This window comes from Streptococcus parasanguinis CC87K (genome assembly GCF_000507765.1).
GTDB classification, from domain to species: Bacteria; Bacillota; Bacilli; order Lactobacillales; family Streptococcaceae; genus Streptococcus; species Streptococcus parasanguinis_J.
In genome coordinates this window covers 83,917-110,112 of record NZ_KI669402.1, presented here as the reverse complement: position 1 = coordinate 110,112, position 26,196 = coordinate 83,917, and the positions used below count along the sequence as shown (strand labels likewise).

Below are 26,196 nucleotides of genomic sequence, written 5' to 3'. Positions count from 1 at the left end.
TTATAATGCTACTGATTTTGTAACCAGCGATTGATTTCTGTTTTATCAAATCGAACGGTTTTTCCAACTCGAATAACGGGTAATCCCTTTTTTATCCAAGAATCCAGTGTATTGTTTGAAATTCCTAGATAGTCACAGGTTTGTTTCTTATTTAAAAAAGGGCTGTCAAAATGACTATTGTGCAATTTGTTTTTAATTTCTTGTTCAATTAGATTGCCTATCAACCGTTTAATTTGATGAATTTGTTCATCGGGTAGGATAACTTGCATATTGCTCACCTTTCTTGAGTAATCTTTAATATTGTGAGATAATAGCAACAACAGAAATAGTTGTGCTATTTTTGTTGATTTTTGGGGTTATCAATGTTGGTTTGGACGCTAGAATTGATAACCTTTTTATTTTCCGCTGATTCATTTTTTTCCTCCTTATGTACACCACCTTTGTGTACATATTTTTAAATGCTTGCTGAAATGCAGGCGTTTTTGGGATTATCTACTCTATTTTAATTATCTAAAATAGCGATAAATTTTTTCTTTGAAAATCTCTCTTTAAGTTTACAATCAACTTGATATTCAATATTTCTTTTCATTTTTTTAATTGTTTTTTCAAAAGTTTTAAGTTTTTCTTTCTTAGAAAAGTTCTTAAATCTTATTTTATGGAAAATAACTGACGTAGAATTGGTATGAAAACCTAGACCAGTATTACGAGCGTCTTCTAAGCTTATAAACATTAAATTAATAATATCTAGAACTTGCCACGAAACCATTGGGGGTGATTGACAGTTTTCTTTTTGAAATGTTTTTAATAACGTTCTTTTTGTTCTAGCTTTATTTTTAATAAAAGTTGGATTCATGAAAGTTATAATTTCTTCATCGATCATCAGTGGTTTTAATTCCTCACTACTATAATTTTCTAACTCGAGAATAAATTGAGGAATATATCTTTGAGAACTATAGTTTGAAAAAGTGTCGTGCAGTTTTTTTTCACATTCTTTTATTGAACTTTTAATAGCTTTGATATATTGCAAAGAAGCCAACATTAAGTGATTCTCTAAATATTCTATTATTTTTTGATCTGTTAGATCATTGATTGTATTTAGACCCAATTCCTGTTTGATCTTTTGATTTTTTAGTGTTAATTCAAATCTTTGAACATCGACGTTCTCTAAACTAGAATTTTTTCTTCTGATCTGACGATTAACCTTAGCTTTTTCAATTTTGTTGTAAAGTACATATGATGCGTCTTTTCTACTTTTGCAAGTGAGAATTGAGTACTCACTATTATTTTTTTTATTCTTATGCTGAATAAAATTCGGGCTCCTTCCTAAAGATAGACATTCTATTAAAAATCGTCTTACCTGTAAATGTGGCTTCTTCTCAAATGAAACAGTAAATGCTAGTTCGATTAATTTGAAGATAGCATCTTTGTACGTAATACTAATTCCATATTCATTTTTAATCAATAGGATTGCATTTGCTAACCTTTGCTTTATTCCGTGAATACCGACTGTTCCGAAATTTAATGTCGGATTAATTAATTCTATCCTAGCATATTCTTTCTTATATCCCGATTCATCAAAAGAAATAGTAAGTTTACCAAATTTTTCAGATTTAATTTCTATTTGAAGAAGTTTGTGGTTAGAGTTGTAGAATACTTTTGTATCTTTTTTACTATTAATAGTAGTAAAGTTGAGAATGTCAATGTTGAAATCAATGAGAGATAATTCACATTTGTCGATTCCCCAAAAGTTAGATTTTTTTGAAAAACACTTTTTAATTTCTTTCTCATTTTCCAACATTTTTGCTTCTTTTTCTAGTTTTTGTATGGATGAACTTTTATTGTGAATCATATTTTTAAATTTCCTTTCTTTTTTTCATAAAATATCACTAATAAATTTGGATAATATTGGATAATAATAGTATGCCGCAAAAACGTTCCAAAATTGTTTTTTTCCGTTTTTTTTCTTCATTTTTCATTTTTTAGTCGAAAATGAGATACTTTAAAGAATATAGTTAGTCACTGTGACGGATAGACGCCAGTGGGAAAGATGGAAGACCGAGACAGCCATCAAGGCTAAACGATTATATTTTGTAGGCAGTGCTGAATTTAAGGCTTTTTTATAGTTTGATCCACGAATTTTATAAGGTTCATCTCTTAGTTCATTAATGAAGTTTTTCTTTTGTTTCTCAAATTTCTTTAATGAATTATCCCTTAAATTTTGGTGGCCAACCTCCCAACGTTCTATTAAAAAATTTTTTAAATTCACCTTGAAATTAGGATTATCTTGGAGTTTCTTCAAGTAGAAGTAATAACACTCTCTTGCATGTTGGGCTCTCATCCCATGTAGATTGATTAGATTATTCATTTCTACATCTGTAAAGATATAATCATCCTCTTGTTTATTTTTAAAGGTGTCGAGGACGACTGGAACATCTTGAGGAAGAATAAGTTGAGGTTGAAATTTTCCTCCCTTTCCACGCTGAACTAAAACATAGTAATTTCCATTATTATCTTTTCGAATATCTTTTCCTTTTAATTTTTTTAATTCGGATCTACGAATCCCAACTGCCCGCTGAAAATTAACCAGCCGAGAGAAGCGAGAGTCTGTTTCTTGATGCTTACCTTGTGAGTTTTTTGATTTTACACGACCTCGGATAATTTTGTCACTGGAACGCTTGTCTTTTCTAATTCTATTCATGTTGATATCAACTGCTTTGCAAATAGGTGCTAAATAAGTATGGATGGTAGCAACAGAGTATTGTTTTGGATCATCGTTTAGATCTAGTTGATATAATTGAATCACTTCTTCTGTAATATCTGAAATTTTCTTAATATTGTGTTCTTTAGCCCACTTTGTGAATCGAGTAATTGCTCTTTTATAGCTTGTCCTCGTTCGATTGTTTGTGATATTTTTTGAAGCTGCAATAAATAAATCGTGCTTGAGAGAATTCCTTTTTCTTGGCATTATACATTCCTTTCTAAAATAATTACATATTATTGTTAAACTGCCTCCCACCCTTTTTTTAAAAGCTGGGTATGCTTTTGATACTTCCCATCGAGGCTAACTCTTGAAGTTTAATGTTTGCGATAGATTTTCAGTACTCACCGTGATCTATGTTTGGAAGGATCATAAAGATGTCATTGCTTGTTCGAGCTTATAAAACTTTTCTATTTTACTTTTTTTTACATTATTCTTTTGCTTACTAAACTAGTTATTTTTTTAGTATTTACTTTTATTTTTACCTTTTTTATTTTACCTTAAACACGTTTTTCTTTACTTTTTTATCTACTAAATGGTTATTCTTTACTTCATGTTATTCAGTAGAGAATAACCATTTAGATTTTCTTTCTTTTTTTCTTAGTTTTTTCCTTTGCAATGACTAGCATATGAGAGATAAGTACGTTTACCGTGCCCAGTAACAAACTTTCTCATCATATGACTAATGGCTCTACTTGCTCAATTTAATTTACAATAATAGTATGCCATATTTTGATAAAAAAAAAGATAGAAGAAAAACATCGTTATTTTAGGAACGGAAATGTTGTTTTTATTTTTACAAAAAAATGGCATAATAATAGTGAAGAAAAAAGGCAGTGGTGAACTGTCTTTTTTTTGTTCCTTAAAAAAGGGGGTAGCAGATGCTCAAGAACAATCGTTTAATAATATTAAAGAGAGTAAGGCCACCGTGAAAATTCACGAATGAAAAATCTTTTTTTAATAATAATCGGAGGAAAACAAAATGAAAACGTATAAAAACCATGTGATTAATTTAACTCAACAATATCTTACAGAGTTAATTAATCACAATGAAGAAATTAATATTAGAATGTTTTATTCAACATTTGATGAGGATCAGTATATTTCAATCTTGAATGATCAAGAAGTATCATTCAATTTTGTAAATGATAGTATTGAAATTGAATTAATTGATCCGTTGTGTGAGAAAATTTTGATTACATTTGATACTGTAGAACAAACAGCGAAAACCCATCAAGTAATTAAATTTCTCTTAGATTTGTTTTTTAAATTCAATTGGCATGAATCAGTTGCAGCGTTATCAGTTGCAGATTTCTGGGAATTGATCAAGAATTACGAGGTAGATAACCTCGATATGACGTTTGGTTACCCAAGAATCGCATATTCTAATAGCTAATAGCTATATTTTTAGGCACAAAAAAAGTGGGAAAGGAATCGTTTTTTTACTTATCCTTTTCCACTTTTTTATTTTGTCTCGTTAATAATTGTATTAATAGCTGAAATGACTTTATTTTGTTTGTACTCTGGTAAAGATTTGATAGTGTCAATAAGCTGTGCTAAATCAGTACTTTCTTCTTTAAGTGTTAAATCAAAAAAGGTTTGTAGATCAACATTTAACGCTTCTATAATTTTCTCAAGCGTACTAATTTTTATATTGGGCTCTAAATTTTCTAACTTATACGCGTAATTGGTGCCAAGATCTGCTTTTTCTTCTAATTGTTCCTGAGTCATTCCTGACTGGGTCCGCAGAATCCGTATTCTTTTGCTTATATACTTTTGTAATTTTGACATTTGTAACCTCGTAAGACTATTTTACAGTCTTAGAAGGTTAGATTCTAGTTCTTAAAAGGTTGGATACAACTTTACAAAGTTGATAAAATGTAGTATAATTCGGGTGTTTATAATTAGATAGTGATAAATTGCTCAATACTTAATCATAAAGGTGGGAATTATGAAAAAGAAAACGATCAAAGCAACTGTATCCGCTGTATCAATAGCTGCGGGATTTTCTGTTGTACAAGCGGATGAAGTAACTGCAACTCAGCCAAATGAGTCAACATTAAGTGTTGAATCGACGTCTCCTTCGTCTACAAATATAAAACAAGTAGACGGGGTATTTGTCCATAATGGAATTGCAACTGTAACGAAAACGCCAACTTCTGAAGTTGTAGAAGAAGCAAGAACGATCAAGGAAGAAACGGATCAATCGGTTTCAAATCAAGAAAGTGCATTAGAAAACGCTAAGGCTTCGGAAGCAACCGCTGCATCAAAAGTTTCCGATGCAAATGTTGACTTAAAGAATGCTGAGGCGAATAAAGAATTAGCTACGCCTGAAAAAATTGAAAAAACGAAGAATGAAATATCAGAAGTAAAAGCTGATATTGAGAAAAAGGAAACATCACTAAAAGATGCATCTGATAAAGTTCTAGAAGCTGAGAAAGAACGTAATCAGCAATCAGAAGTTATTAAAAAAGATCAAGATAAAATTTCAGAGCAAGAAAAGAAAGTTTCGACAGCTGAGGAAGCAGTAGCAACTGCACAAAAAAATCTTGATGGTACTGGAGCATCAGAAATCATTGCCGAAAGAGACAAAGCAAAAAGTGATGTATCGGAAAAAGAATCAGCAGAAGAAGCAGCGAAAAAGGCTTTGGAAAATGCTATTAGCGAAGACAAAAATAAAGCTGAAGAACTCAGTAAAGCTTCTGCTGATGAAAAAACGCAACTTAGTGCCAGTCAAGTTTCTGCAAAACAATTAGCAGATGCTAAAAAGGTTGCAGAAGAAGCAGCAAATGCATTAGTGAAGGCTCAAAAAGAGAAAGAAACTGCTCAGAAAGTTTTAGACGGTACTGGCGTTGAAGAAATTTTAGCAGAACGTGATGCTGCTAAGAAAAATTTAGATGCTACAACAGCAACTGAAAATACAGCTAAACAAGAACTCGATCGTGCCAAAGAAGCGGATGATAAAAAAGCTACTGCATTAAAAAATGCAAAATCAGTTGAAGCAGATCAAATAAAGAAAAGCCAAGAAACGGCAGCAAATTTGTCATCTGCTGAGGAAAAACAAAAACAAGCACAAGAGAATCTAAAGAAAGCTCAAGAAAATAAGGTTTCAGCGCAAAGTAATCTTGATGCTTCTGAATCACAACTTGCCCAAACAATCGCAAATCGTGATAGCAAAGCAAATGATTTAGCAAATAAACAAAATAGTAAGATTAGTGCAGAAGAAGAGCTCAAAACAGCTAAAGAAAATGATGCTAAGAAAGCTTCGGAAATTTCTGCTTTAACTACCAAGAAAAACCAAGAAGAGGCAAAAGTAAATGAAACTTCAAATGAGCTAGCGAGTGCTACATCAGCAGCTCAGGAAGCAAAAGAGAATAAAGAGAAGGCTGGTCAAGCGGTTGAAACGCTCAATAAACAAATTGCAGCAATTAAAAATCTTACTATTCCTCAATTGCCTCAGGATGTCATTGATGCCTACAAGGCTTATCTTGCCGATGACTCAGATGCAAATAAAAATGCCTTAAACGATCTTATTCAAAAATGGTTCACAGGTAGTAAGTATGATTTTGGTACTCCAGAAACGGAATATTCTCCTGAACACCAAAATATTGTTATCAAAGGTTGGCCAAATAAGGATATTGTTTTGCCTATCGATGACTCTGAAGTCGATTTGGATAATCTTACAGATAAACAGATTGAAGCTTTGAGTCAATATTATGTGCTTCTCGCAAACAATCTGCAAGACCAAGTCTGGGGAAACCATGATTTTATAGTTACTAAAGAATCTGTTCAAGGGATTAAAAATATTGCAAAAGCTTACGCTGATGAAAATAAACCATATGGCTCAGGACACAGTGATTCAGCTCTGGCGAAAGACGGCCTTGAGTCAATTGCATGGGCTGGAGAAAATATGAGCTTCAACAACACTTTGCTCGGATATGGAGGGTACTATTCAGAAGCTAAAGAAACTCGTAAAGCTACAATGTCTCAATTATATCGTGAAGTGTATGATGCAGTGATTAGCTTTATTACAAACGATGTTCATGCTTACTTCGGTCACATGAAACTCATGATTGGTGAAAAAGCCCCTACAAAAACTTGTGCTGTCGGGGCCGCAAATAGCTTTACCGCCAATGGCGTTGGGCGCATGCACTTTATTAAATTTAAAGGTCAAGATGCTCATCTTGAATACGTTAAAGATGAACAAACTGGAGAATATCATTTTGTAAATGTTGATGATTACTATGATAAAGGAATTGCCAAACCTCTAGCTACTCCATTTGATACTTCAAAAATGGAAGATGAATTAACAGCTGCTAAAGCTAAGCAGACTGCAGCAAATACAGCAAATGATTCTGCACAGAAACGTTTGGAAAAAGCTAAATCAGAAAATGATTCAAGTACAAAAGCTCTCAAAGAAACGACAGCAAAATTAGATGCTCTGGAAGCTACTCCTGACCAAACACCTGCCGCTACTATTAAATTGGAGAACGCTACACAAAACTATAATGAAGCACAAACCCAATTTAATAAGGCTCAAAGTGCACTTGATCAATTAAATGCTGATATTCAAAGCAAGCGTCAATCTTTAGCAAGTGCAAAAGATAATTTAGACCAAGCTACAAAAGCAGAAGTAAAAGCTAAATCTGATCTTGAAAAAACAAAACTAGAAAATCAAAATGCGAATCAAAATCTGAAACAAACTCAAAAACTTGTAGAAGAATTAATGTCAGTTCCTGATCAAACTCCAAGTGCACAAAAGAAATACGACACTGCGAAACAACTAAAAGAAGAAGCTGAAACAAGATATACCAAAGCTCAAACTGCTTTGGATAACTTAAATGCAGACCTTAAAGTTAAGCAAAAAGCATTAGAAACTGCAAAAGAGGAGCTTGAAAAAGCAAAAATAGCAGATAAGACTGCAAGAAAAAATTTAGATGAAGTAACTAAAATTCATGAAAAACATTTGGCAGCCTTAACAACTACACGTCAAACGATTGCAAGATTAAATTCAATCTCAGATAAGACACCTCTTGCACAAAAGAATTTAGATGAAGCTTCTCAAAAATTGATTGCTGCCAAAACTCGTTATGTCAAAGCACAAACAGCAGTTGATAATCTTAATGCAGATATTCAAACAAAACAAAAAGTTTTAGCAGATGCGCGTGCAGAATTGGATAAAGAACTTAAAGTTCTTTCAGATCTTAAAGCTAAAAAAGCTACGGATGAAGCAGAACTCAGAAACCGTCAGAATAAAGTTGAAGAGTTAAAAGCTAAAGAAAGTCAAATTAAGAATGAAATTTCTAAATTAAAGACTAACTTAGTTGCTTTAGAAACACTTTTGGATCATCTTGAAAATGCAGATGCATATTTGATGAAAGCAAAAGGAGCATATGACAATGCAGTTGAAGAGCACCGTTTAGCACTTGAGAATGTAGCAAGAGAGGAAGCTAAACTTAAAACACTTCTACAAGATCAATTGGATGCAACTGCCCAATATGAAGCTGTTAGGGAAGCCTATTTAAATACTCGTACAAGACAAAGCGAAGTCTTTAACGATAAAGTAGATCACAAGATGATTTCTCTTAATCCTGCGTTAGAAAAGAGTATATCAGAAAATACTTCTAACGAACAAGTATATAGCTATGCTGGAAATCAAGCTAAATATGCTGCAAATAGAGCCTTGCCTAATACAGGTTCAATTGAGAATTGGTTAGTGTTTGCAATGGGAATTGTTCTTTGTAGTTTTGGTATTTCAGTATCACGGAAACAGCGTGATTAATAAAAGCTGGTAAGTATTTCTTATTGTAGTAATGAATAAAAGTTTATCATTCAAAATTTGATTTTTTACTAATGATTTTAGTGAAACTAGGTATATGAAAAAAATAATTAATATCTTTAGATATTTATAGGAGGAAAAATAATGAAAAAAATTATTGCTTTAGTTGTTTTAGTACTTGCGGTTGCCGGTGGGGTATTCTTTTTCTTGAATCAAAATTCAGGACCAGAGAAGCAAATTATTGGTACTTGGTATGATAGTAAACACGATTCAACTATCGTTTTCAATAGCGATAAAACACTAGAAGTAACAAATAATAAAGACGAATCTAGAGATGGAACTTGGAAAATCGCTGGAAAATATGTCAAATTAAAGGTTTCTAGTGCAGCGAGTGCTAAAGCTGAATTACCTGGAAAAGATGAAAAAGAAGTAAAATATTTAAAGATTCAATTTAATTCAATTGAAACTGTTAACAGTGATTTTCGTGTAGCAGACGGAACTTTTGAAAAACAGTAATATAATTTAAGTATCTATCTTAAATATAGTTAGAAGATAAATAATAAAAGGATTTGGAATTAATGTTATTGTTAACATGATTCTAAGTCTTTTTTATTGAGATTTTATCAAATGATAAATTGTAAAATATAGTGCAACAAAAAAACTCATAGCGTTTCATTGGTGTAAACTGTAAGTAACCGCACAAACAGAACCCGAGGAAAAACTATGAGCTACTCCCATCTTACCATAACCGACCGAATAAAGATAGAAACTTACTTGGATTTAGGTTTAAAATCTTGCCAAATTGCAAGTAAACTTGACTTTCATAAGTCTACCATTTCAAGAGAGTTAAGACGATGCCAAAATGGTTACTACGCCGTCTTAGCACAGGAACAGTACGACCACAGGGCTAAGCAAAAGGGTCGGAAGTCTTGTTTGACACCAAAGTTGAAAAAGGAAATTGAGAAGGGGTTAAAAGCCTCTTGGTCACCTGAACAGATTTGTGGTCGCTATCAGCTTGAACAAAAGCCAATGGTAGCTTTTAAAACCATCTATAACTGGCTCTATGCTGGTTTGATTGATCTGGATTTAAGCGTCCTGCGCCGAAAGGGAAAAAGTCGACAGCCCAAAGAAACACGTGGGGCATTTAGGATTGGCACGTCGATTGCCAAACGTCCTAAAGAGGTCAGGAATCGTGAGACTTTTGGCCACTGGGAGCTCGATACTGTGGTGTCTTCCAGAGGCAAAAGTAAGGGCTGTTTAGCGACCTTTCTAGAGCGAAAAACTCGTTTTTACTTAGCTTTCAAGATACCAGATAGAACAGCCCAAGCCATGTTTTCAGCTATCGAACAACTTTGTAGGCTATTTCCAAAAGAGGCTCTTAAAACCTTCACTTCAGACAGGGGGAAAAGAGTTTGCCTGCTATCCTCTGGTGGAGAACTTAGGAATTCCCTTTTTCTTTGCGGACGCCTATTCTTCCTGGCAGAGAGGAAGCAATGAAAACGCAAATGGCTTACTAAGAGAATATTTCCCAAAGAAAACAGATTTAGCCGTTATCTCTGATGAGGATTTGAACAAGGCTTTATTTGATATCAATCACCGACCACGAAAATGTTTAGCTTACAGAACTGCTTGTGAAGCTCTAGAGGATGAGTTCAAGTAAATGTTGCACTTATTCTTGCAATTTATCATATAAAAAAGACCCTTAAAATAATTGATTTTAAAAAGATAGTTTTCGTTAGGTTAATTTATTTGCACGTCAAACACTATAAAAAGAGAGTGGGACAGAAATCGGTAATTCGTTAGAATTCGATTTCATCGTCCCACCTCCGCACAGTTGAGTAGGGCTGTAAAAGCTGATGAAATCAGCGTAGTAGAGCCCACTCAACCACTACGTATTGCTGACAATCCAAAGACAATTGAGAGGCTAGGACTTTTGTCCCAGCCTCTTTTTATAAGAGAGTGAAATTATCCAACTCCTATAACTATGATTCCTCCAAGTATTACTAAAGATAAGTAAAAAAATAATTTTTTATTCATAATAGCAACCTCTTTTCTTTTTCTCCTATGATATAATGTTATTCAAGATATTGTAATAAATTCCCTTATACACAATTTAAGAGGTACTTTAAATGAAATACGGAAAAATTTTTAAAAAATTTAGAGAATCAAGAGGACTGTCACTAAAAGATGTTTCTAAATGTGGAGTATCAAGTTCTCACCTGTCAAGGTTTGAGCATGAAGAAGCTGACTTAACTATTACAAAATTCATTTTAGCACTTGAAGCAATTAATATGCCAATTGAAGAATTTATATACGCAGCGCGCGATTTTCATAGAGATGACTTTAATGAATTGTTAGAGAAAATTCGTTTATTAGTAGCAAAGCGAGATATCGTTGGTATGGAAAATTTACTGATTAGTTTGTTGGAAAATAAAAAGAAGAAAGGCCCTTTTTATGAGCTAAATACGATTTTGGTTAAGATTCGTTTACAGGACTTATCAGGAAAGATCTATGTGACAGATCAAGATATTAGTTTTATCAGTGAGTACTTATTTTCTGTAGAATACTGGGGGTGTTATGAATTGTTGTTGTTTATGAATACATTAGATGTTTTAAATCATGAAACTATGATGGTTTTATCAAAAGAAATGTGCCATCGCTCTGAATTTTATAGAGATATTCCAAATAATCGTCGTTTACTATCGACCATGTTGTTAAATGCCTATATAACATGTATTGAACGAAACGAGCTAATAGATGCTCTTTATTTTGAAAAACAACTAAAATTTTGTAACTTCTCAGAAACTGAAATTTATGAAAAACTAGTGTTTCATTATGCGAAAAATTTGTACGATTTAAAGAAAACTCATAATCAATATGCTTTAATTGAGATGAGAAAATGTATCGCAACAATGAAATTAGTAAATAGTCAACAGTTAGCATGTACGTTTGAACATCATTTAGAACAAGTGTTGAACGATTTAGAATAAATTGTGTATAAGGGAATTTTTTATAGCGCTCCTAAAATGGTAATATGATATCTATATAAAACATAGGAGGTGAAAATAATGGAAGAACTACAAGTTATTAACCTTGAAGATCTTTTAGAGTTTGATCAAGGTTATGTTGTTAATAATAACTGTGGACCAAGTCATTCTTGTGGTGGCGGTCGATAGTTTCTTCCGAGGTGGGGAAAAATTTCCCCATCTCTGTTTTCATTAATGAGGATTGCTATGATTAAAAAAATTGATACTGATTTTGGTACATATTATTTTGATTCCATTTCTTTTACTTTGTCTTCTTCACCTGAATATAAAAATACGTCTAATACTTTGGATAATCTTGATGATGGAATCTTGAAGAAAGTTGTAATAAATATTTCAAATAGCTGTAATCTATCGTGTTCGTACTGTTATGCTGATGGTGGAAACTATGGCATGGACAATCGAGTAATGGATTTTGATACTGCTGATAAGATAATTCAGGAAATTGTAAGTAAGGGAATAAAACAAATTAATCGATTAATACTTTTTGGAGGAGAGCCTTTTTTAAATATTGAGTTGTTTGTATATTTTATTGAGAAATTATCTAAATTTTTAAATATATTAAAAGTTGAGACTGTTACTAATGGTACTGTTTTGAATCATCGAGTAAAGCATATGTTAAATAAATTTCATCCATTTTTAACAATTAGTTTAGATGGACCAGAGGTTGTTCATGATAGGTTAAGGGGAAAAGGAAGTCACAGAAAGACTCTGAGATTCATTAAGTATTTAAAAAGTATTGATTATGATAATTTCGAAATTGCATCAACGTATACTCGTATTCATCAAAAAAATGGTATTAGTAGAGAAGCTATTTTCAAATATTTTACTGAGATGGATGTTCATTTTAATGTTAATGATGTCTTCAGTAAAAATAAAGTACTTATTGTTAAAGAAATGGAAAAAAGTTTATCGGAAAGAAAAACTTTTATAGATACATCTATTCAGAATGTAATTGATTGTAATGAGAAAGCATTTATTAGCCCAATCTTATACGATGTTTTAATATCTATGATTTACAAGAGTACAAACCATACTTTCTGCGATGATATTGATCCTTCCAATACAATTACTTTTGACGTAGATGGAAGTAAGAAGTTGTGCTTTAGATTCTGGGGGAGTCATAATAGTCCAAATGTTGAAACATTTAATAATAAGGATAATTTTTCTAAGTGTAAAGATTGCTGGTGTAGAGGTATGTGTATAGAATGTGTTGCCAATGTAATTGATGGTTATTCCACTGTCATTAACGAGAATGGAGAATTCATAGAATGCCACAAGCCAGAACTTATGGAATACTGCATACAACAAATTATATACCTTTCTAGAGATAAAGAGCGACTATCTAAGTTGGTAAATAATTTCAGGAGGTTTATACGTTATGCTTAGATCTTATGTAACCAAGAAGCACTTATTCTTCTATTTTGTAGCGATTATGATTACTTGGCTGGAGGCTATCATTACACCAGCTTTGATTCAGTATATTGTCTCTAGTTTTACCAATCACCAGTTGCATTTGCTATGGCAAGTCTTGGTTTGGGGGATTATTGGAAATTTGATTCTCTTGCTGGGTTTGGCGGGGAAACGTTATTACTATGCACGAGTACTGACAGACTTCAAGTTGGGTATTAAGAAGGATATCTTTCAGACTTTCTTATATAGTCGTCGGATTGCGGATGAGGAAGTTTTGTCAGACTTGGAAAATGATGTAAAACAGCTAGAAGATAATTATATTGAGTCGACTGTTATTATCATTTCTTCTTTGGGATTTACAACCGTCTCTATCTGTTATGCTCTTTGGACTAATTTTTATCTTGGCTTGCTCTTTATCGTTTTTTATTCGATACCTACTCTTTGTAGTGGAATTGGCTCTAAACGTTTGGATGAAATTACGAAGGAGAAGTCCCTAGCGAACCAAGTCTATGTCTCTCAAGCAACCAATATGATCGCAGGTGCTCGTTCCATACGGTATTATCGGGGGCAAAGTTTGTTTTTCAAATTGTTTTCTAAAGATTTGCATAAGACTCTAAAGGAAGAAATCGCCTATGAGAAGCAACGGACAATAAATAGTCTCTTTATCAATGGAATTGATGCTTTTTGCTCGGTCGCGCCTATTGTCATTGGTGGTTTCATGACCTATTATAACTACCTATCTGCAGCCAGCTTTGTAGGGATTTACCTAGTATCGTATAATATTGGCTATCAATTTCAGGAGTTGTCTTATTTTATCAATACTAGAAAATCAGCTAAGTCTCTCTGTGATAAATATCAAAAATTGCTGGGAGTGGGCTTTGAAATGCCTTCTGTTCTCGAAGGTTCTGTCTTTCCTATCCAGTTAAAGCAAGTAAGTGTAGTGCGTGATGGTCAAGAAATTCTAGCCCCTTGTGACCTAACTATTGAGGAAGGCGAAAAGATTGCTATTATCGGAGAAAGTGGGTCTGGGAAAACCACCTTACTGAACCTAATTTATGGTGAAATTAAGCCCAGTCATGGTCGGATTCGCTACCATGGGCAAGAGCTAACCTCGGATGAACTTTATCAGGCAGGAGCCTACATTCTCCAGTCTAGTCATATCTTTGATGGTTTGAGCCTAGAGGAAAATATTGCTTTGGGACAAGAACTGGATTCCGTAAAGATGGATGAAATCCTGCGACAAACTGGTTTGAAAGCTCTTCAAAGCAAAACCCCTAGTAACCAGACTCTGTCGGGCGGTGAGAAGCAGCGGTTAGAAATTGCACGTGCTCTCTATCACAATCGCCAATTTATCCTAGCTGATGAAGTCAAAGCCAATCTGGACCTTAAAAATCAAGAGAAAATCAGTCAACTTCTCTTCTCGCTCCCTCAAACACTCGTAGAAGTGATTCATCACTATAGTGAAGAGGACTTGAAGCGCTATGATAAGGTGATAAAACTGGAGAAATAGGTGGAGGTATAGGTTTCAGAAAGGAGTGGCAAGTTCTCTCTTTTTTGTAGGTTGGATAATAAAAACTCTGTCTAAAAATATCAGTACAATAACATCAAACTAGGGATGTAGCTAGTGAAAGTCCTACAGTAAGGAGTTGAAATATGAAATTCCATGAATTTGGGGATAAGAATTTACCTCTTGAGCAAGTCTGGGCAGAGATTCGGAAGCGAGGGTTCAAGAACAAGATGTTTAAAACTCTCAATGAAGTCATTGATAAGTTGCAAGAAGTGATTAGGAGCTTGCATTGGACAGTACTATTGTTCATAGAAGTTGGATTAGTTTTTGATTTTAGGTGAGTATGAATAATTGAAAAATAAAAGTCATAATGTTATAATTTGTGATATAAAGATAAATATTACATAGAATAGAGGTGGCCATATGGGGAAACTATTGGCGAGCCGAATGCGTAGTCGGAGAAAAGAACTGAATTTGTCTCAGGTTGAATTGGCTGCTGGTATCTGTGAACAGGCCCAAATCAGTAAAATTGAGCGAGATGCAGACTATAGTCCTGGCTCAGACTTAATATATGCCCTTGCAAAAAAGCTAAATGTATCAATGGACTACTTTTTTGACGAGGATATCCATGTCGAATCGGAGTTTTTGACTCAATTTCGTGCTGTATCTAAGAAATTCTTAGACTTACGAGATTATGATTCACTAAAATATATCTATGAGTTAGAAGCTGCGAAGACAGTAAAACTCCCTCTCTCCGATCAGTTATACCTTCAGTGGATAGAGGCTATTGTGTTGTTTAACCATGACCTTAAACAGAATGAAGCGATCAAAAAATTAGAAGCTATTTTGTCAAAATATAGCGAATATGATTGGGAATATTTGAATATCTCAAATAGTTTATTACACTTTTACTTTCAGACGGATGAACTCTCAAAATTTGAAGAAGTCTATAATCGCATGACCAATCTTTTTAAGAGTGTTAAGGTTCGGACAATTGATGAACTTGAAATTCTGATTAAATGTCGGTATAACTTTTGTCGGTATCTATGGTTAAACCAGCAAACAGAGAGAGCGATAAGTGAGACTTTTGAAACGATTGGTATTTGTCTCAAAAATAATAGTTTCTACTGTTTAGCTAATCTTTACTGTTTACTTGGGAATGTTAGTGAAGGTTTTGCCCATAAAGATGCCGTTAAACAGTACTTTGTAACAGCGCAGCGTGCATACCTGCTAGAGGGAAATGATAAGATGGCTTTAGACCTTGAGCGTTTTATCAATGAAACATTCCCAGCATAATTGTTATAGACAACTCAGTCTTTACTGTGTTGTTTTTTATATGCATTTATTATAACATCTCTTATGAAACGAGTTATTTCTACGGTTAAAATAAACATATTCATAATAAAAAAATAAAATAAAAAAATCTTTATAAATACAATTGACAAATAATTTTCTGCGTGATAGAATACAATCAAGGAATATGAAAGGGGTTGCAAGATATGAAGAAAGCAACTAAAAAGTTTGTTGTCGCAGTTTTATTAGCGGGTTTATTAGTTATTGTTGGTAAACCATCGATAAATCCCGCTCCCGCCCCTTTAGGCTTTGATCCTGGAGAATTATATTCTGTAAAATTTTAAAATATGAATTGTAAAATTTTATGAATAAGCTGGTAGTATTACCAGTTCAAAGAAAGGATAGTTGCCAATGTACTAAGTTGTCATAAGTTACTAAAAAAGAGTTGTAATTGTTAGTTTTAGTCAAAAATGAAATGGAGACTATGTTATGAAGAAAAGAATTAAGAAGATTATTTCAACATCGTTACTTGCTCTTACCCTAGCTGGTGCAGGTGGTTCAATCGCTTCTGCCGCAACAGTTTATTATAAAGGTTCTGCCGTTTATTGGAACTATGGTCGTACAGTAGGACTTTGGAGTTACTCACACGTTCAATCTGGTGTGTATGAACACGCAGCAAGTGCTAACGGAGGTTTCTCAGGTTGGAAACGGCCAGGAATTGAAGCACGTGCATCTAGATATATTGGAAGTGGTACAGCACAATGTTACTGGAATTGTAGGTAAGCGCCTATGACATACAAAAACATGTTATTAGGTAAAATGAAGTACTTAATCCTGTTTTTGATTGCCATTCAGAGCGTACTACTTGCTCTGATGGCAATTTTTTTTACAGGTGTTCAGTATGAGGAGGCATGGCAAAGTTATAACCGTAATTCTAGGACAGTTACAGTTTATCTTCAAAGATTATCTGAAGAACAGTCGCAAAGTGTATACCAATACTTTTTGGAACAAAGTGACTTGTCTATTTGGACGAAACGTACTACAAATAGTAGTAGGGATGGTTCAATAAATAGAATATATTTAGATGTTCTTGGCAATCCTGAAGGTTTTTCAGATTTTACAAACGGTGGTAAAATAATTTTATCACGCCAACAAATTTCAGATTTATTATCCCATAGTGACAATAACTTGACTATTGGACTTGATAAGGGAACTGATAATATGCTCTATGAATTACCGAGCTTGTTATTTACAACCCCTGTTGTTATTAATCGGTTAGACCATATTTTTCAAGAAACAAATACAATAAACGGGATATATCATATCAATGGTCTTCAGGACAACCTCTCAAGAGAAACGTTTTTATCAAATCTCTCATCCATTACTGGGATTTCTGTTGAAGACTTGATTAGAGAGAGTTTTGGCAGTAATACTGTTGAGGGAATTGTGCCAATCGTTTTAGCTGCTAGTATTGCAGTAAATGCTATGGTTCTTCTTGTTCTTTTCCTAATATGTGTTTTACAATCCTTTAAACATTTTGGGACATTGATACTACTTGGATGGGATAGGAAGGAGTTGTGGTCTGCCCTCTTCAAGGATTCTCTTCTGTTTTCTATTTATATTGCACCTGTTTCCGCACTAGCAACTTGGTTTTTGTCAGGTTGGGCTAGTTTTGGATTATCATCATTTGTGTTAGTCTTTGCGGGTACAAGTCTTTCAATCTTGTTACTATTGCTAACATTAATTATTCCAAGTATTGTTGTTTATTTGGTTTCTCCATTAGCTGCAATTCATAAACGGTTACCAATGAAACCATTAATGGCAACCAGTTTGTTATTCTATACTTTAGTAGCTGGTTTATTAATAGCAGTTAGTCATTCCTTAGATGCGCCAATGAATCAGTTCATTGATAATGTCAAAGTAGCTAGGGAGTGGAAAAGTGTCGAAAATATGTATGTTATTTCGGATTTTGTAGAAGGGGATGATATAGGAACCTACTCTGGTAATACAAATTCATTAGAAAGCAGCATGTATCACTTTTACCAACGAATTTCAGAGATTCCAGGTGTTTATATTGCTCAGGGAGAATATCTCGGGCAAGAATACCTTGATACAATCTATGGTACGTATCAAAATGTTCCTAAAAAACCATTTTGGTATTTAACCTATTCTTATAATTACTTATCTGAACTAGGAGTTGAGTTAAGTAATGAAGAATTATCCGAAATACGTAATGGTGCCAGATTGTACCTTATTCCTGATACTCTAGGTTCAGCGGATGTTGAAACCATGAAGGCTTATTTACAAGAAGTTGTTCGAGTAAAACCAGGGGATATAGGGACTAAGTTTACAGAAAATCCAAGATTTTTATTTAGAACCTATCAGCCATCTAAGTCCATTTTTACTTGGTCAAGATCAATCGATCGAGGTGTAACTAGTGAAGAACCTGTTATTTTTGTAGCAGCTCCTGAAAACTTGTACTTCATGGAATCAGCAAACCTATCTGTGAGTGGATATGACGGAATTTTGAAAGTTCGTGATAAGGAAACAATGAATCAGGTAAAATCAATTTTAGAAAATGAGTTCCCTGATTTATCAGACAATGCACTGAAATTTACAACGGTTAAGAATTATATCAATGGACTTCAGAAAGATCTCGGCTATACTTTCTACCTATTTGGAAGTATCATTGCTATTATTGTCTTTACTATGATGGCTATCTTTTGGAGTTTTGTCTTGATTTATCGCTTGCTTTTCGAAGAAAAACTGTATGTACAATACTTCATGGGCTTTTCTCCTTGGAAGAGGTATAGCGGTGTTCTTTCTCTTGTCGTTGGTGTTTCTGCGATAGAACTACTTGTTTCTATCTTACTAGGTTCTAAGTTGGGAATAGTTTTAACACTAGTTACATTTGCTTTCCAATTATTACTTCTTTACTTCAATCTATTCCGTAAAGAAGTAGAAAGTCTCATACAATCGTTTAAGGGGTGATTTAATGTCTATGATTTCCGTACAAAGTGTGTCAAAAAAATTTGGGTCACGTGAGATTTTAAAAGACTTAAGTTTTGATGTTGAGGAAAATGAATTTGTAGCTTTAGTAGGGCCATCTGGTTCTGGAAAATCTACGTTACTTAATATGATTGGCCTTTTGGATAATATTGATAGTGGTAAGATTTTAATCAACGGGAAGATCTTACCAAAAGTGAATTCGCGTTCTGCGGTTAACTATCGAAAGAATGTTATCAACTATCTATTTCAATCAAATGCACTCATCTCTACATCCAGTGTAAAAGATAATCTCATGCTTGCTATGAACTTTACTAATTTCTCTAAGGAAGAGAAGGAGAAAAAGATTAAAGAAACCTTGCGGTTTGTTGGTTTGGAAAATAGACTAGATAGCAAGGTCAATGAATTATCTGGAGGTGAGCAGCAGAGAATCGCCATCGTGAGAGCTATTCTAAAACCAGGTGATATCATCTTGGCAGATGAACCAACAGGTTCATTGGATCCTGATATGGCTCAAAAATCATTTGACTTAATTCGGTCGTTGAGAGATCAGTTTGGAAAAACAATTCTAATCGTCACACATAATTTAGACCATGCGAAACAATGTGATCGAATTGTCTCGTTGAAATCAGCTTTTGTAAATTAGTCTACTCACTTACAACTGAGATAATCATTTTAGTCTATAGAACAATGAAGGAAGTGGAAGTTTAAGGATGAAAAATTTTGAATACTATATGACACAACCGCCAAGTTTGTACAATCATCTAGAGTTATAAACTTATCTAGTGGTTGAAAATCATATTGATGACATCCTTTGTCTGCATATAATTTTCAACAATAAATTAGAAGATATGGTTGTTTTACATCCATTTCAAAAGAAAACTGTCCCTATCCCACATTGTTTTAAAGGCGAGACTGTGACAGTCTTAGATGACGATGAGGTTACGTGGCATTTTTTAGAATTTCAAGATTTTAGAACTTGTTTGACTCAGTGATTCAGCATGGAGTTCACTAAAATATAAGAAAAAGAATTTTATCAGGAAAAGTATTCTACTATATGTATAGTGGAAAATCGTAAAAAAGCAAAGACGAAGTAATTACCTCGTCTTTGCTTTTTTAGTATAATGAACACCTTCATGTCAATGAAGTCAATATCGGATGGCAGCCCTTTGGAGTAATCAAAAATGCCCAAATTAATTAAAACTTGCGCATCTTATTAATTTTACAAATTGGGTATTACTACTTTATGTCACCCTTTTTCAAATATATTATACAAAAAAATGAAAAGGTTTACAAGAAATTGACGGTTATAGGAATAATTCTCATCACTTTGAACATTAAAAAGGAGAGAACCGATTTAGTCCTCTCCAGATTGTAACTTTATATCAACCCACTACAGTTGACAATGAGCCAAGGATCAGTCGATATCATCTCTATGGGGCAAGCAAGGCAAGTACAGACACAACAGGGAATCCCTTTGTCTATAACGGCAAAGCCCGTGACGATACTGGACTTGACTATTCAGGATAGGGTTACCTCTATGAAGGTAGCCCTATTTTTTTGACTGTGAATGAATCGAAGCAATGGGATTACACAGAGTTAGAATTTCTTTTTGCTTTGACTGAGATACATGAGTATAGATTTGTGTGACTGAGATAGAACTATGTCCAAGAATTTGTTGAATGTATCGAATATCTACATCACTATCTAGAAGCATTGTTGCGAAACTATGTCTAAACATATGGGGGGTAATAGGTGTAGTTAAGTTATGTTGTTTAACAAGGGTATTTAGAATTAAACGTACACTTTGCTCTGACAATGGTTTGAAAGAATATTTTCCAGAGAATAGGTAGTTACTGGGTTGAAAACAGTAGTTATTTATATATGTTTCTAGTAAGCTAAATGTTATTTGATCTCCTAAAAATAGGATACGTTCTTTCTTACCTTTTCCCATAATATGGAGAGTCCTATTTGAAAGATTAATATTTTTAAGATGAATATGACAAAGTTCGGAAATCCTAATACCAGTTGAAAGCAATAGGGAAATGATTAGCAAATTTCTTTCAGCTTTTTGTTTTTGATATTTAGTTTTTGAATAGGTAATTTTCTGTTCTAGATGTAAAAAAATACTTTTCAAAATATCATAAGGAATCGTTTTAGGTAATATTTTTTCCGTTCTAAATTGATAACGTAATTGATTAAAAGGATTCTCATCAACTAAATTATGATATTTTAAGTAGCTGTAAAACACCTTCAAACTAGCAATTTTGCGACGTAATGTATTAGATTTAATATTGGATTTCGTCAAATGTTCAACATAGGTTTCCACACTGCTGTAATTTGAATTGTAAAATTGCAAAAGATCATTTTTGTAAGCTCGAATCGTATGTGAACTCAAGCGTCTATGGGTTTTGCAGTAGTCTAAGAAAGTAGAAATATGTTTATAATCCATGAATAACTCCTTTATCAATAATCATGCTATTATATACTTATTTGAATGCTTTGTATAGTGATAATAAATAGTTATCGGTAGGAGAATGATTGATGAGTAATAAAACATGCTTTGTAGTCATGGGATATGGGGTTAAAAAAATTCCTGGAACTTTAGTCAAACTGAATTTAGACGATGTTTATTTTAAGTTTATAAAGCCTGTATTATCTCGAAATCATTTAAAATCAGTCTACTCCACACAAGCATATCGAGGAGATGAAGTTCCAACTTCATTAGCTATTAATAAAAACTTCATAACATCTATTTTTTTAGCTGATATTGTGATTGCTGATATAAGCACTTTAAATCAAAATGCAATTTATGAGTTGGGACTTCGGCATGCAATGAGGCCAAAATCTACAATTATACTTTGTGAAGAACTAACTATTAGCAAATACCCATTTTTTGATATTTCAATGAATCCTCAATTAAGATATCATAGAAAGAAAATAGTATCGGATGAAAACTATAGAAAATCTCTGCAAGATGAATTAGAAGATATATTAATTTCTTGCCTAGAATCCAATACCGATTATATTGATAGTCCTGTATTTGATTTCAATTTGTATAAGATTAAACCATTAGTTCAATTAGATAAAAATGTACATGTAGCAGGAGCATCTATAAGGACAATGATTGAAAAAGCTGAAAATTTGAAGGAAAATATGCTGTTTAAAGAAGCCGAAAATCAGTACCTTCAAGTTTTAAACTTATCCTTTGATGAAGATATACTTTCTCAATATCTATTATGTAGCTATAAAAAAGATTTGTCCCTAGAAAATTTGCTTTTAACCTTATCATACGTTAATGAGAACATAGATTTAGCTACATCGACAAACGAAAACTTACTGGGTATTGTTGCAGCAATAAATAAACAAATATTTGGCCTAACTAAAGAATGCAAATTTTTAGAACAAGCTAGAAGATATTACAAAAATGGCTCAAACTTTGAAAGTGGGAATCTTTATTGTGCTAGAAACTACTGTGCACTTTTGTTAAAACAATATTGTATATCAAAAGATATTGAATCAATAAAAGAGTATTACTACTCTGCTGTTCATTTTGCTAAAACTTGCTTAACAGAATTACAATTTCTCAAACGAGAAGAAACTGATCTTGACAATACTTGGTATAATGAAAACATTAAAGATTTGACCCTAATTGCATTTGGTACTGATGAATCAATTATTGAATTTAAGCCTGTTACAAAAAGGCAAGAAGAGACGGTAAGCTCAGGTCGTAAAGAGCTAAAGCATGATTATCATGAAACTCTAAAAATAATTAAAGGGAAATGAGCAATTTTGCTCACTTCCCTTTTTAAAATCTTTTATCTCTTGATAATTTCCAATAATGTAAACCTAGTGGTGTCAAACGGCAAGACTTACTATTCATAGCAGCAAAGTACATATGCTCCTCTCCAACAGGTTCGATCAAACCTACGCTTTCATAAAGCTGTAACTCTTTAAATTTACCAACATTTTCTTCTTTCGCGAAAGGTTCTTTATATTCATGAGTTACTTCAGGAGTATTGGTAAATTCAAATGATGGATCTAATTGAAATTCTGAAGTAGCTTCTGGAAAATATTGATGAAGTTTTCGTAGCACCTTTTTTGATACTTTAGCTTCAACAGTTCTGATAGGTAAAAATCCTGTTATATTTGTTTTAAATAGCGGCCTTTGTTCCCATACTCCAAGTGACTGATCAACAAAAGAATATAAACTAGCAGGAGTGATATTCCCGCTAACATCTGCTGCTCCACCTTTTAGCCCCTGAATTAGTAATTCAGTAAACACACCATGACCAGTTATTCCATCCTCAATAGCAACCTCATCACGATCGCTGGCTGTTAGAATAGTAACACCTTTTCCAATCATGGTATTCGATGAGTCTATAGGACTACAATCTCCTAACTTTCCAGAATAACAACAATCTAAGATGATAATTTTATTTCGACTTTTTGAAGTGTTTGCTAGTCGAAGTATATCATTCATAGAAATTCCCATATCATAGCCATTAAAATCTGGTGTTACGATTTGACCAGCCATCTCATCTGTCCCATGTCCTGAGAAATAAAAGAGTGCAATGTCAGATTCTCCTTCTTTAAATAAAGAATGAAGGTCCTCCAATAACTCTGCTTTTGTTTGTATATTAAGTTTTAGCTTAACACTGAAATTAGGGGAACCATCCTCGTTCTCCTCCAATAATTTCGCTATCTCCTCTGCATCATTAGTACACCCCCCTAACGGAGCCTGAGAATATGCATCGATACCAACAATTAATGCCTTGTTTTTTAACATAAATTATACCTCACAATTGTTTTATCCAAGCGCTAATCTTTTCCCAATTCCAATCTACTACAGGAAGATAGCCACATTCATTTGGAATCGTCGCACCAATATGATCTTTGTTCCCATAAATTGCAAGTAGTGGTATCCCCTCATCTATAGCACAGTTCATTTCCCAAATTTGCCCATCTGCTTTCTTGGTATTCCTAGTAATGATAGAAATCATACCGTCACACCCTCTAATTCTTGTTCTACATTTAGTTTTCCATTGAGAATCCCAAGGTTGTTTAACAGACATATCCACAAATTCAAATGGAGAGTTTGTATTTCTTGATTGGCCCCTTAGAAAATCTCGTAAATTTTCATCCTCAATGGCAAAACTTATAAAGATTCTTTTCATCTAAATACCTCCCTTTAAAAGTATTTTTGTTTGTATTATATCACATTAGAAAGTATGCTATACGATATTTCCCTCAATTGTATTAAATATTTCTTCCAATGATTTTTTCCAACAATATATTTCTTTCTCTAAAATTTGTTCGAAGAAAGAGTCAATTTGTGTCTTATCATCCAATGAAAAATCTGATACAGATACAATTTTTTTATCATCTTTTAGAATGCCATCAATTCGCAAATTTTTTTGCTTAATGATTAGAATAGGAATATTATTTGAGATCGCCATAGCACCTTCAATTTGGCAAAACGAACTAGTAATCCATTTCCCATCTAACGACTGTTCGTCAGATTCAAAAAACTTTTTATCTTGAATTGCTCCCTTTTTTAAAACTCCAGATTGAATATACGTATGACCGAAAGCTAAGATAACCATACCATAGCATCTTTTTATCATTTCATTTAAAGCAGATAATGATTCATAGGGAGAATAATCCTTTGCTTGTAGAGTTATGCTTTCTATATTATAGTTCTCTAGAGTACTCTTTAGTTTATCTATAAAGTATTGTTGCTCATTCGTAAATGGATTAGGTCTGCTTAAAAATACTCTTATTTTTTTATTTGTCATATTCATCAATCTCCTACCGATAACTATTTATTATCACTAGTATACCATAGATTCCTATCTCTAATATGTTTTCAATTGTAGCTTTCTTATTTTTTATACTCTCAAAGACTTTTGAACAGCCTTATAGTGATTTTTTTCTTCAATAATTGAATGTGTGACATTTTATCTCTCAGCCATAACAACGCACCATTTTTGGTGCGTTTCTAAATTTTGTGCTATAATAGAAATAAATAAAAGGAGGACCTTCATGATCGGAGAAAATATTAAAGCGTTACGTAAAACACATGATCTAACCCAGCCTGAGTTCGCAAAGATTGTTGGTATCTCTCGAAATAGCCTAAGTCGTTATGAAAACGGGATAAGTTCAGTTTCGACAGAATTAATAGATCGTATCTGCCAGAAATTTAATGTTTCCTATATCGATATCGTAGGGGAGGAAAAGATGCTCACACCAGTAGAAGATTACCAGTTGACCCTGAAAATTGAAGTGATTAAAGAACGAGGGGCGAATATCTTAGCGCAACTTTATCGTTTTCAAGATGAGCTAGGTATTTCATATGATGATACTTCTAATCCTTGGGTTCTAATGAGCGATGATTTATCTGATTTGCTGAACACGAAGATTTATCTTGTGGGGACTTTTGATGAAGTAGAGCGATATAATGGCTATTTGGATGGCATTGAACGGATGCTAGAACAAGCAACTCATCTGGTGGTGGCTTAATGAAACTAGAAGAATTTAGTCAAGATGATTTTGAACGAGCATCCAGACGACTCGTTCGTTCTTTAACTCGTGGTAAAACAACTTCTTCTCAGCCCAAGGCTATCTTGCTAGGTGGACAGAGTGGTGCTGGGAAAACAACGATTCATCGTATTAAACAAAGGGAATTTCAAGGTAATATCATTATCATTGATGGAGATAGTTATCGCTCTTTTCATCCGAACTACCTTGGCCTACAGGAAAAGTATGGCAAAGATAGTGTGGATTATACCAAAGTGTTTGCGGGAAAAATGGTTGAATATCTCGTAGATGAATTGAGTAAACAAGGTTATCATTTGTTAATCGAGGGCACCTTGAGAACAACAGAAGTTCCTAGAAAAACGGCACAATTATTGGCAATTAGAGGTTACCAAGTCTCACTTGCACTGATTGCGACCAAGCCGGAATTGTCCTATCTCAGCACCTTGATACGTTATGAAGAGCTCTATGCTATAAATCCTAGTCAAGCTAGAGCAACTCCTAAAGCACACCATGATGGAATTGTAGAACATTTAGTTGATAACTTACGAGAGTTGGAAAATGATAAGATTTTTAATCAAATTCAAATTTATCAAAGAGATCAATCGTGTGTTTATGATTCGCAAGTAGACGAAACCTCAGCGGCAGAAGTTTTACAAGAATGCCTCTTCGGAAAATGGAGTAAAGTGGAGGAAGAGATGTTGAAGTTGGGACAGGAACGGTTGAGAGAGCTGGAGGAAATTGATAAGTGACGAAGGGTTAATTTATGAGTACATGATAATAAAAGCTCATAAGATTTTCTAGTAAAATAGAATTGAACGAACTAGTTACGAAAGGAAGTCTTATGAGCTGCCATCAT

General features: G+C 33.5%; 24 protein-coding genes and 2 pseudogenes. 18 read left to right on the top strand and 8 right to left on the bottom strand.

Going from position 1 to position 26,196, the window contains the following annotated elements; genetic code table 11:
• Positions 1–8 precede the first annotated feature (8 nt).
• From HMPREF1195_RS07050 to HMPREF1195_RS07040, 3 genes are all read right to left on the bottom strand, one after another.
• Entirely contained in the window at positions 9–269 is a 261-nt protein-coding gene (locus HMPREF1195_RS07050) for a helix-turn-helix transcriptional regulator (protein WP_003013637.1), read from the bottom strand.
• A gap of 233 nt (positions 270–502) precedes the next feature.
• Positions 503–1,849, bottom strand: a complete 1,347-nt coding sequence (locus HMPREF1195_RS07045) for a hypothetical protein (protein WP_003010082.1) — start codon at positions 1,847–1,849, stop codon at positions 503–505.
• A gap of 150 nt (positions 1,850–1,999) precedes the next feature.
• Positions 2,000–2,965 carry a phage integrase N-terminal SAM-like domain-containing protein gene (locus HMPREF1195_RS07040; protein WP_023919407.1) on the bottom strand — a complete coding sequence of 322 codons (966 nt, stop codon included), beginning with the start codon at positions 2,963–2,965 and terminating at the stop codon, positions 2,000–2,002.
• Positions 2,966–3,539: 574 nt separating this feature from the next.
• On the opposite strand from HMPREF1195_RS07040, the gene HMPREF1195_RS11235 reads away from it, so the two are divergent.
• Together HMPREF1195_RS11235 and HMPREF1195_RS07035 are read left to right on the top strand one after the other, a co-directional pair.
• Positions 3,540–3,704, top strand: coding sequence for a hypothetical protein (locus HMPREF1195_RS11235; protein ID WP_023919405.1), 165 nt, complete (start codon positions 3,540–3,542; stop codon positions 3,702–3,704).
• Positions 3,705–3,740: 36 nt separating this feature from the next.
• Positions 3,741–4,154, top strand: coding sequence for a hypothetical protein (locus tag HMPREF1195_RS07035; protein ID WP_023919403.1), 414 nt, complete (start codon positions 3,741–3,743; stop codon positions 4,152–4,154).
• 68 nt (positions 4,155–4,222) lie between these two features.
• On the opposite strand, the gene HMPREF1195_RS07030 is transcribed toward HMPREF1195_RS07035, so the two are convergent.
• A complete protein-coding gene (locus HMPREF1195_RS07030; RefSeq protein WP_003010093.1) occupies positions 4,223–4,549 on the bottom strand; it encodes a helix-turn-helix domain-containing protein in 327 nt (108 codons plus the stop codon).
• Positions 4,550–4,709: 160 nt separating this feature from the next.
• On the opposite strand from HMPREF1195_RS07030, the gene HMPREF1195_RS07025 reads away from it, so the two are divergent.
• From HMPREF1195_RS07025 to HMPREF1195_RS06975, 13 genes and pseudogenes are all read left to right on the top strand, one after another.
• Entirely contained in the window at positions 4,710–8,540 is a 3,831-nt protein-coding gene (locus HMPREF1195_RS07025) for an SEC10/PgrA surface exclusion domain-containing protein (protein WP_023919401.1), read from the top strand.
• Between the two features lie 141 nt (positions 8,541–8,681).
• Complete coding sequence (locus HMPREF1195_RS07020; protein ID WP_003004846.1) at positions 8,682–9,053, top strand: hypothetical protein; 372 nt, start codon at positions 8,682–8,684, stop codon at positions 9,051–9,053.
• A gap of 207 nt (positions 9,054–9,260) precedes the next feature.
• A pseudogene (locus HMPREF1195_RS07015) lies at positions 9,261–10,197 on the top strand (IS30 family transposase).
• Between the two features lie 469 nt (positions 10,198–10,666).
• Positions 10,667–11,527, top strand: coding sequence for an Rgg/GadR/MutR family transcriptional regulator (locus tag HMPREF1195_RS07010; protein WP_023919397.1), 861 nt, complete (start codon positions 10,667–10,669; stop codon positions 11,525–11,527).
• A gap of 78 nt (positions 11,528–11,605) precedes the next feature.
• Positions 11,606–11,713: a streptosactin gene (gene gggA, locus HMPREF1195_RS11455; RefSeq protein WP_023919395.1), complete on the top strand. Its 108-nt coding sequence runs from the start codon at positions 11,606–11,608 to the stop codon at positions 11,711–11,713.
• A 57-nt stretch (positions 11,714–11,770) separates the two neighbouring features.
• Positions 11,771–12,970: a streptosactin maturase GggB gene (gene gggB / locus HMPREF1195_RS07005; protein ID WP_023919393.1), complete on the top strand. Its 1,200-nt coding sequence runs from the start codon at positions 11,771–11,773 to the stop codon at positions 12,968–12,970.
• Positions 12,963–14,504 (top strand): streptosactin export ABC transporter GggC, encoded by a 1,542-nt coding sequence (gene gggC / locus HMPREF1195_RS07000; RefSeq protein ID WP_023919391.1) that lies wholly within the window; start codon positions 12,963–12,965, stop codon positions 14,502–14,504. Before gggB ends, gggC begins: the two co-directional genes overlap by 8 nt.
• A gap of 176 nt (positions 14,505–14,680) precedes the next feature.
• Positions 14,681–14,832: pseudogene (locus HMPREF1195_RS10515) on the top strand (IS630 family transposase); the annotation flags it as partial.
• Between the two features lie 92 nt (positions 14,833–14,924).
• On the top strand, positions 14,925–15,797 hold the full coding sequence (locus HMPREF1195_RS06990; protein WP_023919388.1) for a helix-turn-helix domain-containing protein: 873 nt from the start codon (positions 14,925–14,927) through the stop codon (positions 15,795–15,797).
• 203 nt (positions 15,798–16,000) lie between these two features.
• A complete protein-coding gene (locus HMPREF1195_RS11105; RefSeq protein ID WP_155167719.1) occupies positions 16,001–16,138 on the top strand; it encodes a hypothetical protein in 138 nt (45 codons plus the stop codon).
• Positions 16,139–16,283: 145 nt separating this feature from the next.
• Complete coding sequence (locus HMPREF1195_RS06985) at positions 16,284–16,577, top strand: hypothetical protein (protein ID WP_023919386.1); 294 nt, start codon at positions 16,284–16,286, stop codon at positions 16,575–16,577.
• Positions 16,578–16,583: 6 nt separating this feature from the next.
• Positions 16,584–18,785, top strand: a complete 2,202-nt coding sequence (locus HMPREF1195_RS06980; RefSeq protein WP_023919384.1) for an ABC transporter permease — start codon at positions 16,584–16,586, stop codon at positions 18,783–18,785.
• A 4-nt stretch (positions 18,786–18,789) separates the two neighbouring features.
• Positions 18,790–19,446, top strand: coding sequence for an ABC transporter ATP-binding protein (locus HMPREF1195_RS06975; protein ID WP_023919382.1), 657 nt, complete (start codon positions 18,790–18,792; stop codon positions 19,444–19,446).
• A 906-nt stretch (positions 19,447–20,352) separates the two neighbouring features.
• Here HMPREF1195_RS06975 and HMPREF1195_RS06970 read toward each other — a convergent pair.
• Positions 20,353–21,252 carry a tyrosine-type recombinase/integrase gene (locus tag HMPREF1195_RS06970; RefSeq protein WP_023919380.1) on the bottom strand — a complete coding sequence of 300 codons (900 nt, stop codon included), beginning with the start codon at positions 21,250–21,252 and terminating at the stop codon, positions 20,353–20,355.
• A gap of 92 nt (positions 21,253–21,344) precedes the next feature.
• Here HMPREF1195_RS06970 and HMPREF1195_RS06965 point away from each other — a divergent pair, with 92 nt between their 5' ends.
• Positions 21,345–22,586 (top strand): hypothetical protein, encoded by a 1,242-nt coding sequence (locus HMPREF1195_RS06965; RefSeq protein WP_023919378.1) that lies wholly within the window; start codon positions 21,345–21,347, stop codon positions 22,584–22,586.
• Between the two features lie 22 nt (positions 22,587–22,608).
• Here the strand turns inward: HMPREF1195_RS06965 and HMPREF1195_RS06960 are convergent, their stop codons facing one another.
• From HMPREF1195_RS06960 to HMPREF1195_RS06950, 3 genes are read right to left on the bottom strand one after another with little or no spacing between them, the layout of a single operon-like run.
• Entirely contained in the window at positions 22,609–23,589 is a 981-nt protein-coding gene (locus HMPREF1195_RS06960; protein ID WP_023919376.1) for a caspase family protein, read from the bottom strand.
• Positions 23,590–23,599: 10 nt separating this feature from the next.
• Positions 23,600–23,977: a TIR domain-containing protein gene (locus HMPREF1195_RS06955; protein WP_023919374.1), complete on the bottom strand. Its 378-nt coding sequence runs from the start codon at positions 23,975–23,977 to the stop codon at positions 23,600–23,602.
• A 57-nt stretch (positions 23,978–24,034) separates the two neighbouring features.
• Positions 24,035–24,598, bottom strand: a complete 564-nt coding sequence (locus tag HMPREF1195_RS06950; RefSeq protein WP_023919373.1) for a hypothetical protein — start codon at positions 24,596–24,598, stop codon at positions 24,035–24,037.
• Positions 24,599–24,845: 247 nt separating this feature from the next.
• Between HMPREF1195_RS06950 and pezA the strand changes: the two genes are divergently transcribed.
• Both pezA and pezT read left to right on the top strand, forming a co-directional pair.
• Positions 24,846–25,322 (top strand): type II toxin-antitoxin system antitoxin PezA, encoded by a 477-nt coding sequence (pezA, locus tag HMPREF1195_RS06945; RefSeq protein WP_023919371.1) that lies wholly within the window; start codon positions 24,846–24,848, stop codon positions 25,320–25,322.
• The gene (gene pezT, locus HMPREF1195_RS06940; RefSeq protein WP_023919369.1) at positions 25,322–26,089 is read left to right on the top strand and encodes a type II toxin-antitoxin system toxin PezT; all 768 of its coding nucleotides are present in this window, start codon (positions 25,322–25,324) and stop codon (positions 26,087–26,089) included. The genes pezA and pezT overlap by 1 nt, the downstream gene beginning before the upstream one ends.
• Positions 26,090–26,196: the final 107 nt, after the last annotated feature.

What these genes read in the sequence shown, in the direction of transcription:
- HMPREF1195_RS06950 (WP_023919373.1), bottom strand. Translation starts at nt 24,598, where the DNA reads ATGACAAATAAAAAAATAAGAGTATTTTTAAGCAGACCTAATCCATTT.
- HMPREF1195_RS07030 (WP_003010093.1), bottom strand. Translation starts at nt 4,549, where the DNA reads ATGTCAAAATTACAAAAGTATATAAGCAAAAGAATACGGATTCTGCGG.
- HMPREF1195_RS11105 (WP_155167719.1), top strand. Translation starts at nt 16,001, where the DNA reads ATGAAGAAAGCAACTAAAAAGTTTGTTGTCGCAGTTTTATTAGCGGGT.
- pezT (WP_023919369.1), top strand. Translation starts at nt 25,322, where the DNA reads ATGAAACTAGAAGAATTTAGTCAAGATGATTTTGAACGAGCATCCAGA.
- HMPREF1195_RS07020 (WP_003004846.1), top strand. Translation starts at nt 8,682, where the DNA reads ATGAAAAAAATTATTGCTTTAGTTGTTTTAGTACTTGCGGTTGCCGGT.
- HMPREF1195_RS07050 (WP_003013637.1), bottom strand. Translation starts at nt 269, where the DNA reads ATGCAAGTTATCCTACCCGATGAACAAATTCATCAAATTAAACGGTTG.
- gggA (WP_023919395.1), top strand. Translation starts at nt 11,606, where the DNA reads ATGGAAGAACTACAAGTTATTAACCTTGAAGATCTTTTAGAGTTTGAT.
- HMPREF1195_RS07035 (WP_023919403.1), top strand. Translation starts at nt 3,741, where the DNA reads ATGAAAACGTATAAAAACCATGTGATTAATTTAACTCAACAATATCTT.
- HMPREF1195_RS07025 (WP_023919401.1), top strand. Translation starts at nt 4,710, where the DNA reads ATGAAAAAGAAAACGATCAAAGCAACTGTATCCGCTGTATCAATAGCT.
- HMPREF1195_RS06965 (WP_023919378.1), top strand. Translation starts at nt 21,345, where the DNA reads ATGAGTAATAAAACATGCTTTGTAGTCATGGGATATGGGGTTAAAAAA.
- HMPREF1195_RS07045 (WP_003010082.1), bottom strand. Translation starts at nt 1,849, where the DNA reads ATGATTCACAATAAAAGTTCATCCATACAAAAACTAGAAAAAGAAGCA.
- HMPREF1195_RS06955 (WP_023919374.1), bottom strand. Translation starts at nt 23,977, where the DNA reads ATGAAAAGAATCTTTATAAGTTTTGCCATTGAGGATGAAAATTTACGA.
- HMPREF1195_RS07040 (WP_023919407.1), bottom strand. Translation starts at nt 2,965, where the DNA reads ATGCCAAGAAAAAGGAATTCTCTCAAGCACGATTTATTTATTGCAGCT.
- HMPREF1195_RS07010 (WP_023919397.1), top strand. Translation starts at nt 10,667, where the DNA reads ATGAAATACGGAAAAATTTTTAAAAAATTTAGAGAATCAAGAGGACTG.
- HMPREF1195_RS06985 (WP_023919386.1), top strand. Translation starts at nt 16,284, where the DNA reads ATGAAGAAAAGAATTAAGAAGATTATTTCAACATCGTTACTTGCTCTT.
- HMPREF1195_RS06960 (WP_023919376.1), bottom strand. Translation starts at nt 23,589, where the DNA reads ATGTTAAAAAACAAGGCATTAATTGTTGGTATCGATGCATATTCTCAG.
- pezA (WP_023919371.1), top strand. Translation starts at nt 24,846, where the DNA reads ATGATCGGAGAAAATATTAAAGCGTTACGTAAAACACATGATCTAACC.
- HMPREF1195_RS06970 (WP_023919380.1), bottom strand. Translation starts at nt 21,252, where the DNA reads ATGGATTATAAACATATTTCTACTTTCTTAGACTACTGCAAAACCCAT.
- HMPREF1195_RS06975 (WP_023919382.1), top strand. Translation starts at nt 18,790, where the DNA reads ATGTCTATGATTTCCGTACAAAGTGTGTCAAAAAAATTTGGGTCACGT.
- HMPREF1195_RS06980 (WP_023919384.1), top strand. Translation starts at nt 16,584, where the DNA reads ATGACATACAAAAACATGTTATTAGGTAAAATGAAGTACTTAATCCTG.
- gggB (WP_023919393.1), top strand. Translation starts at nt 11,771, where the DNA reads ATGATTAAAAAAATTGATACTGATTTTGGTACATATTATTTTGATTCC.
- gggC (WP_023919391.1), top strand. Translation starts at nt 12,963, where the DNA reads ATGCTTAGATCTTATGTAACCAAGAAGCACTTATTCTTCTATTTTGTA.
- HMPREF1195_RS11235 (WP_023919405.1), top strand. Translation starts at nt 3,540, where the DNA reads ATGTTGTTTTTATTTTTACAAAAAAATGGCATAATAATAGTGAAGAAA.
- HMPREF1195_RS06990 (WP_023919388.1), top strand. Translation starts at nt 14,925, where the DNA reads ATGGGGAAACTATTGGCGAGCCGAATGCGTAGTCGGAGAAAAGAACTG.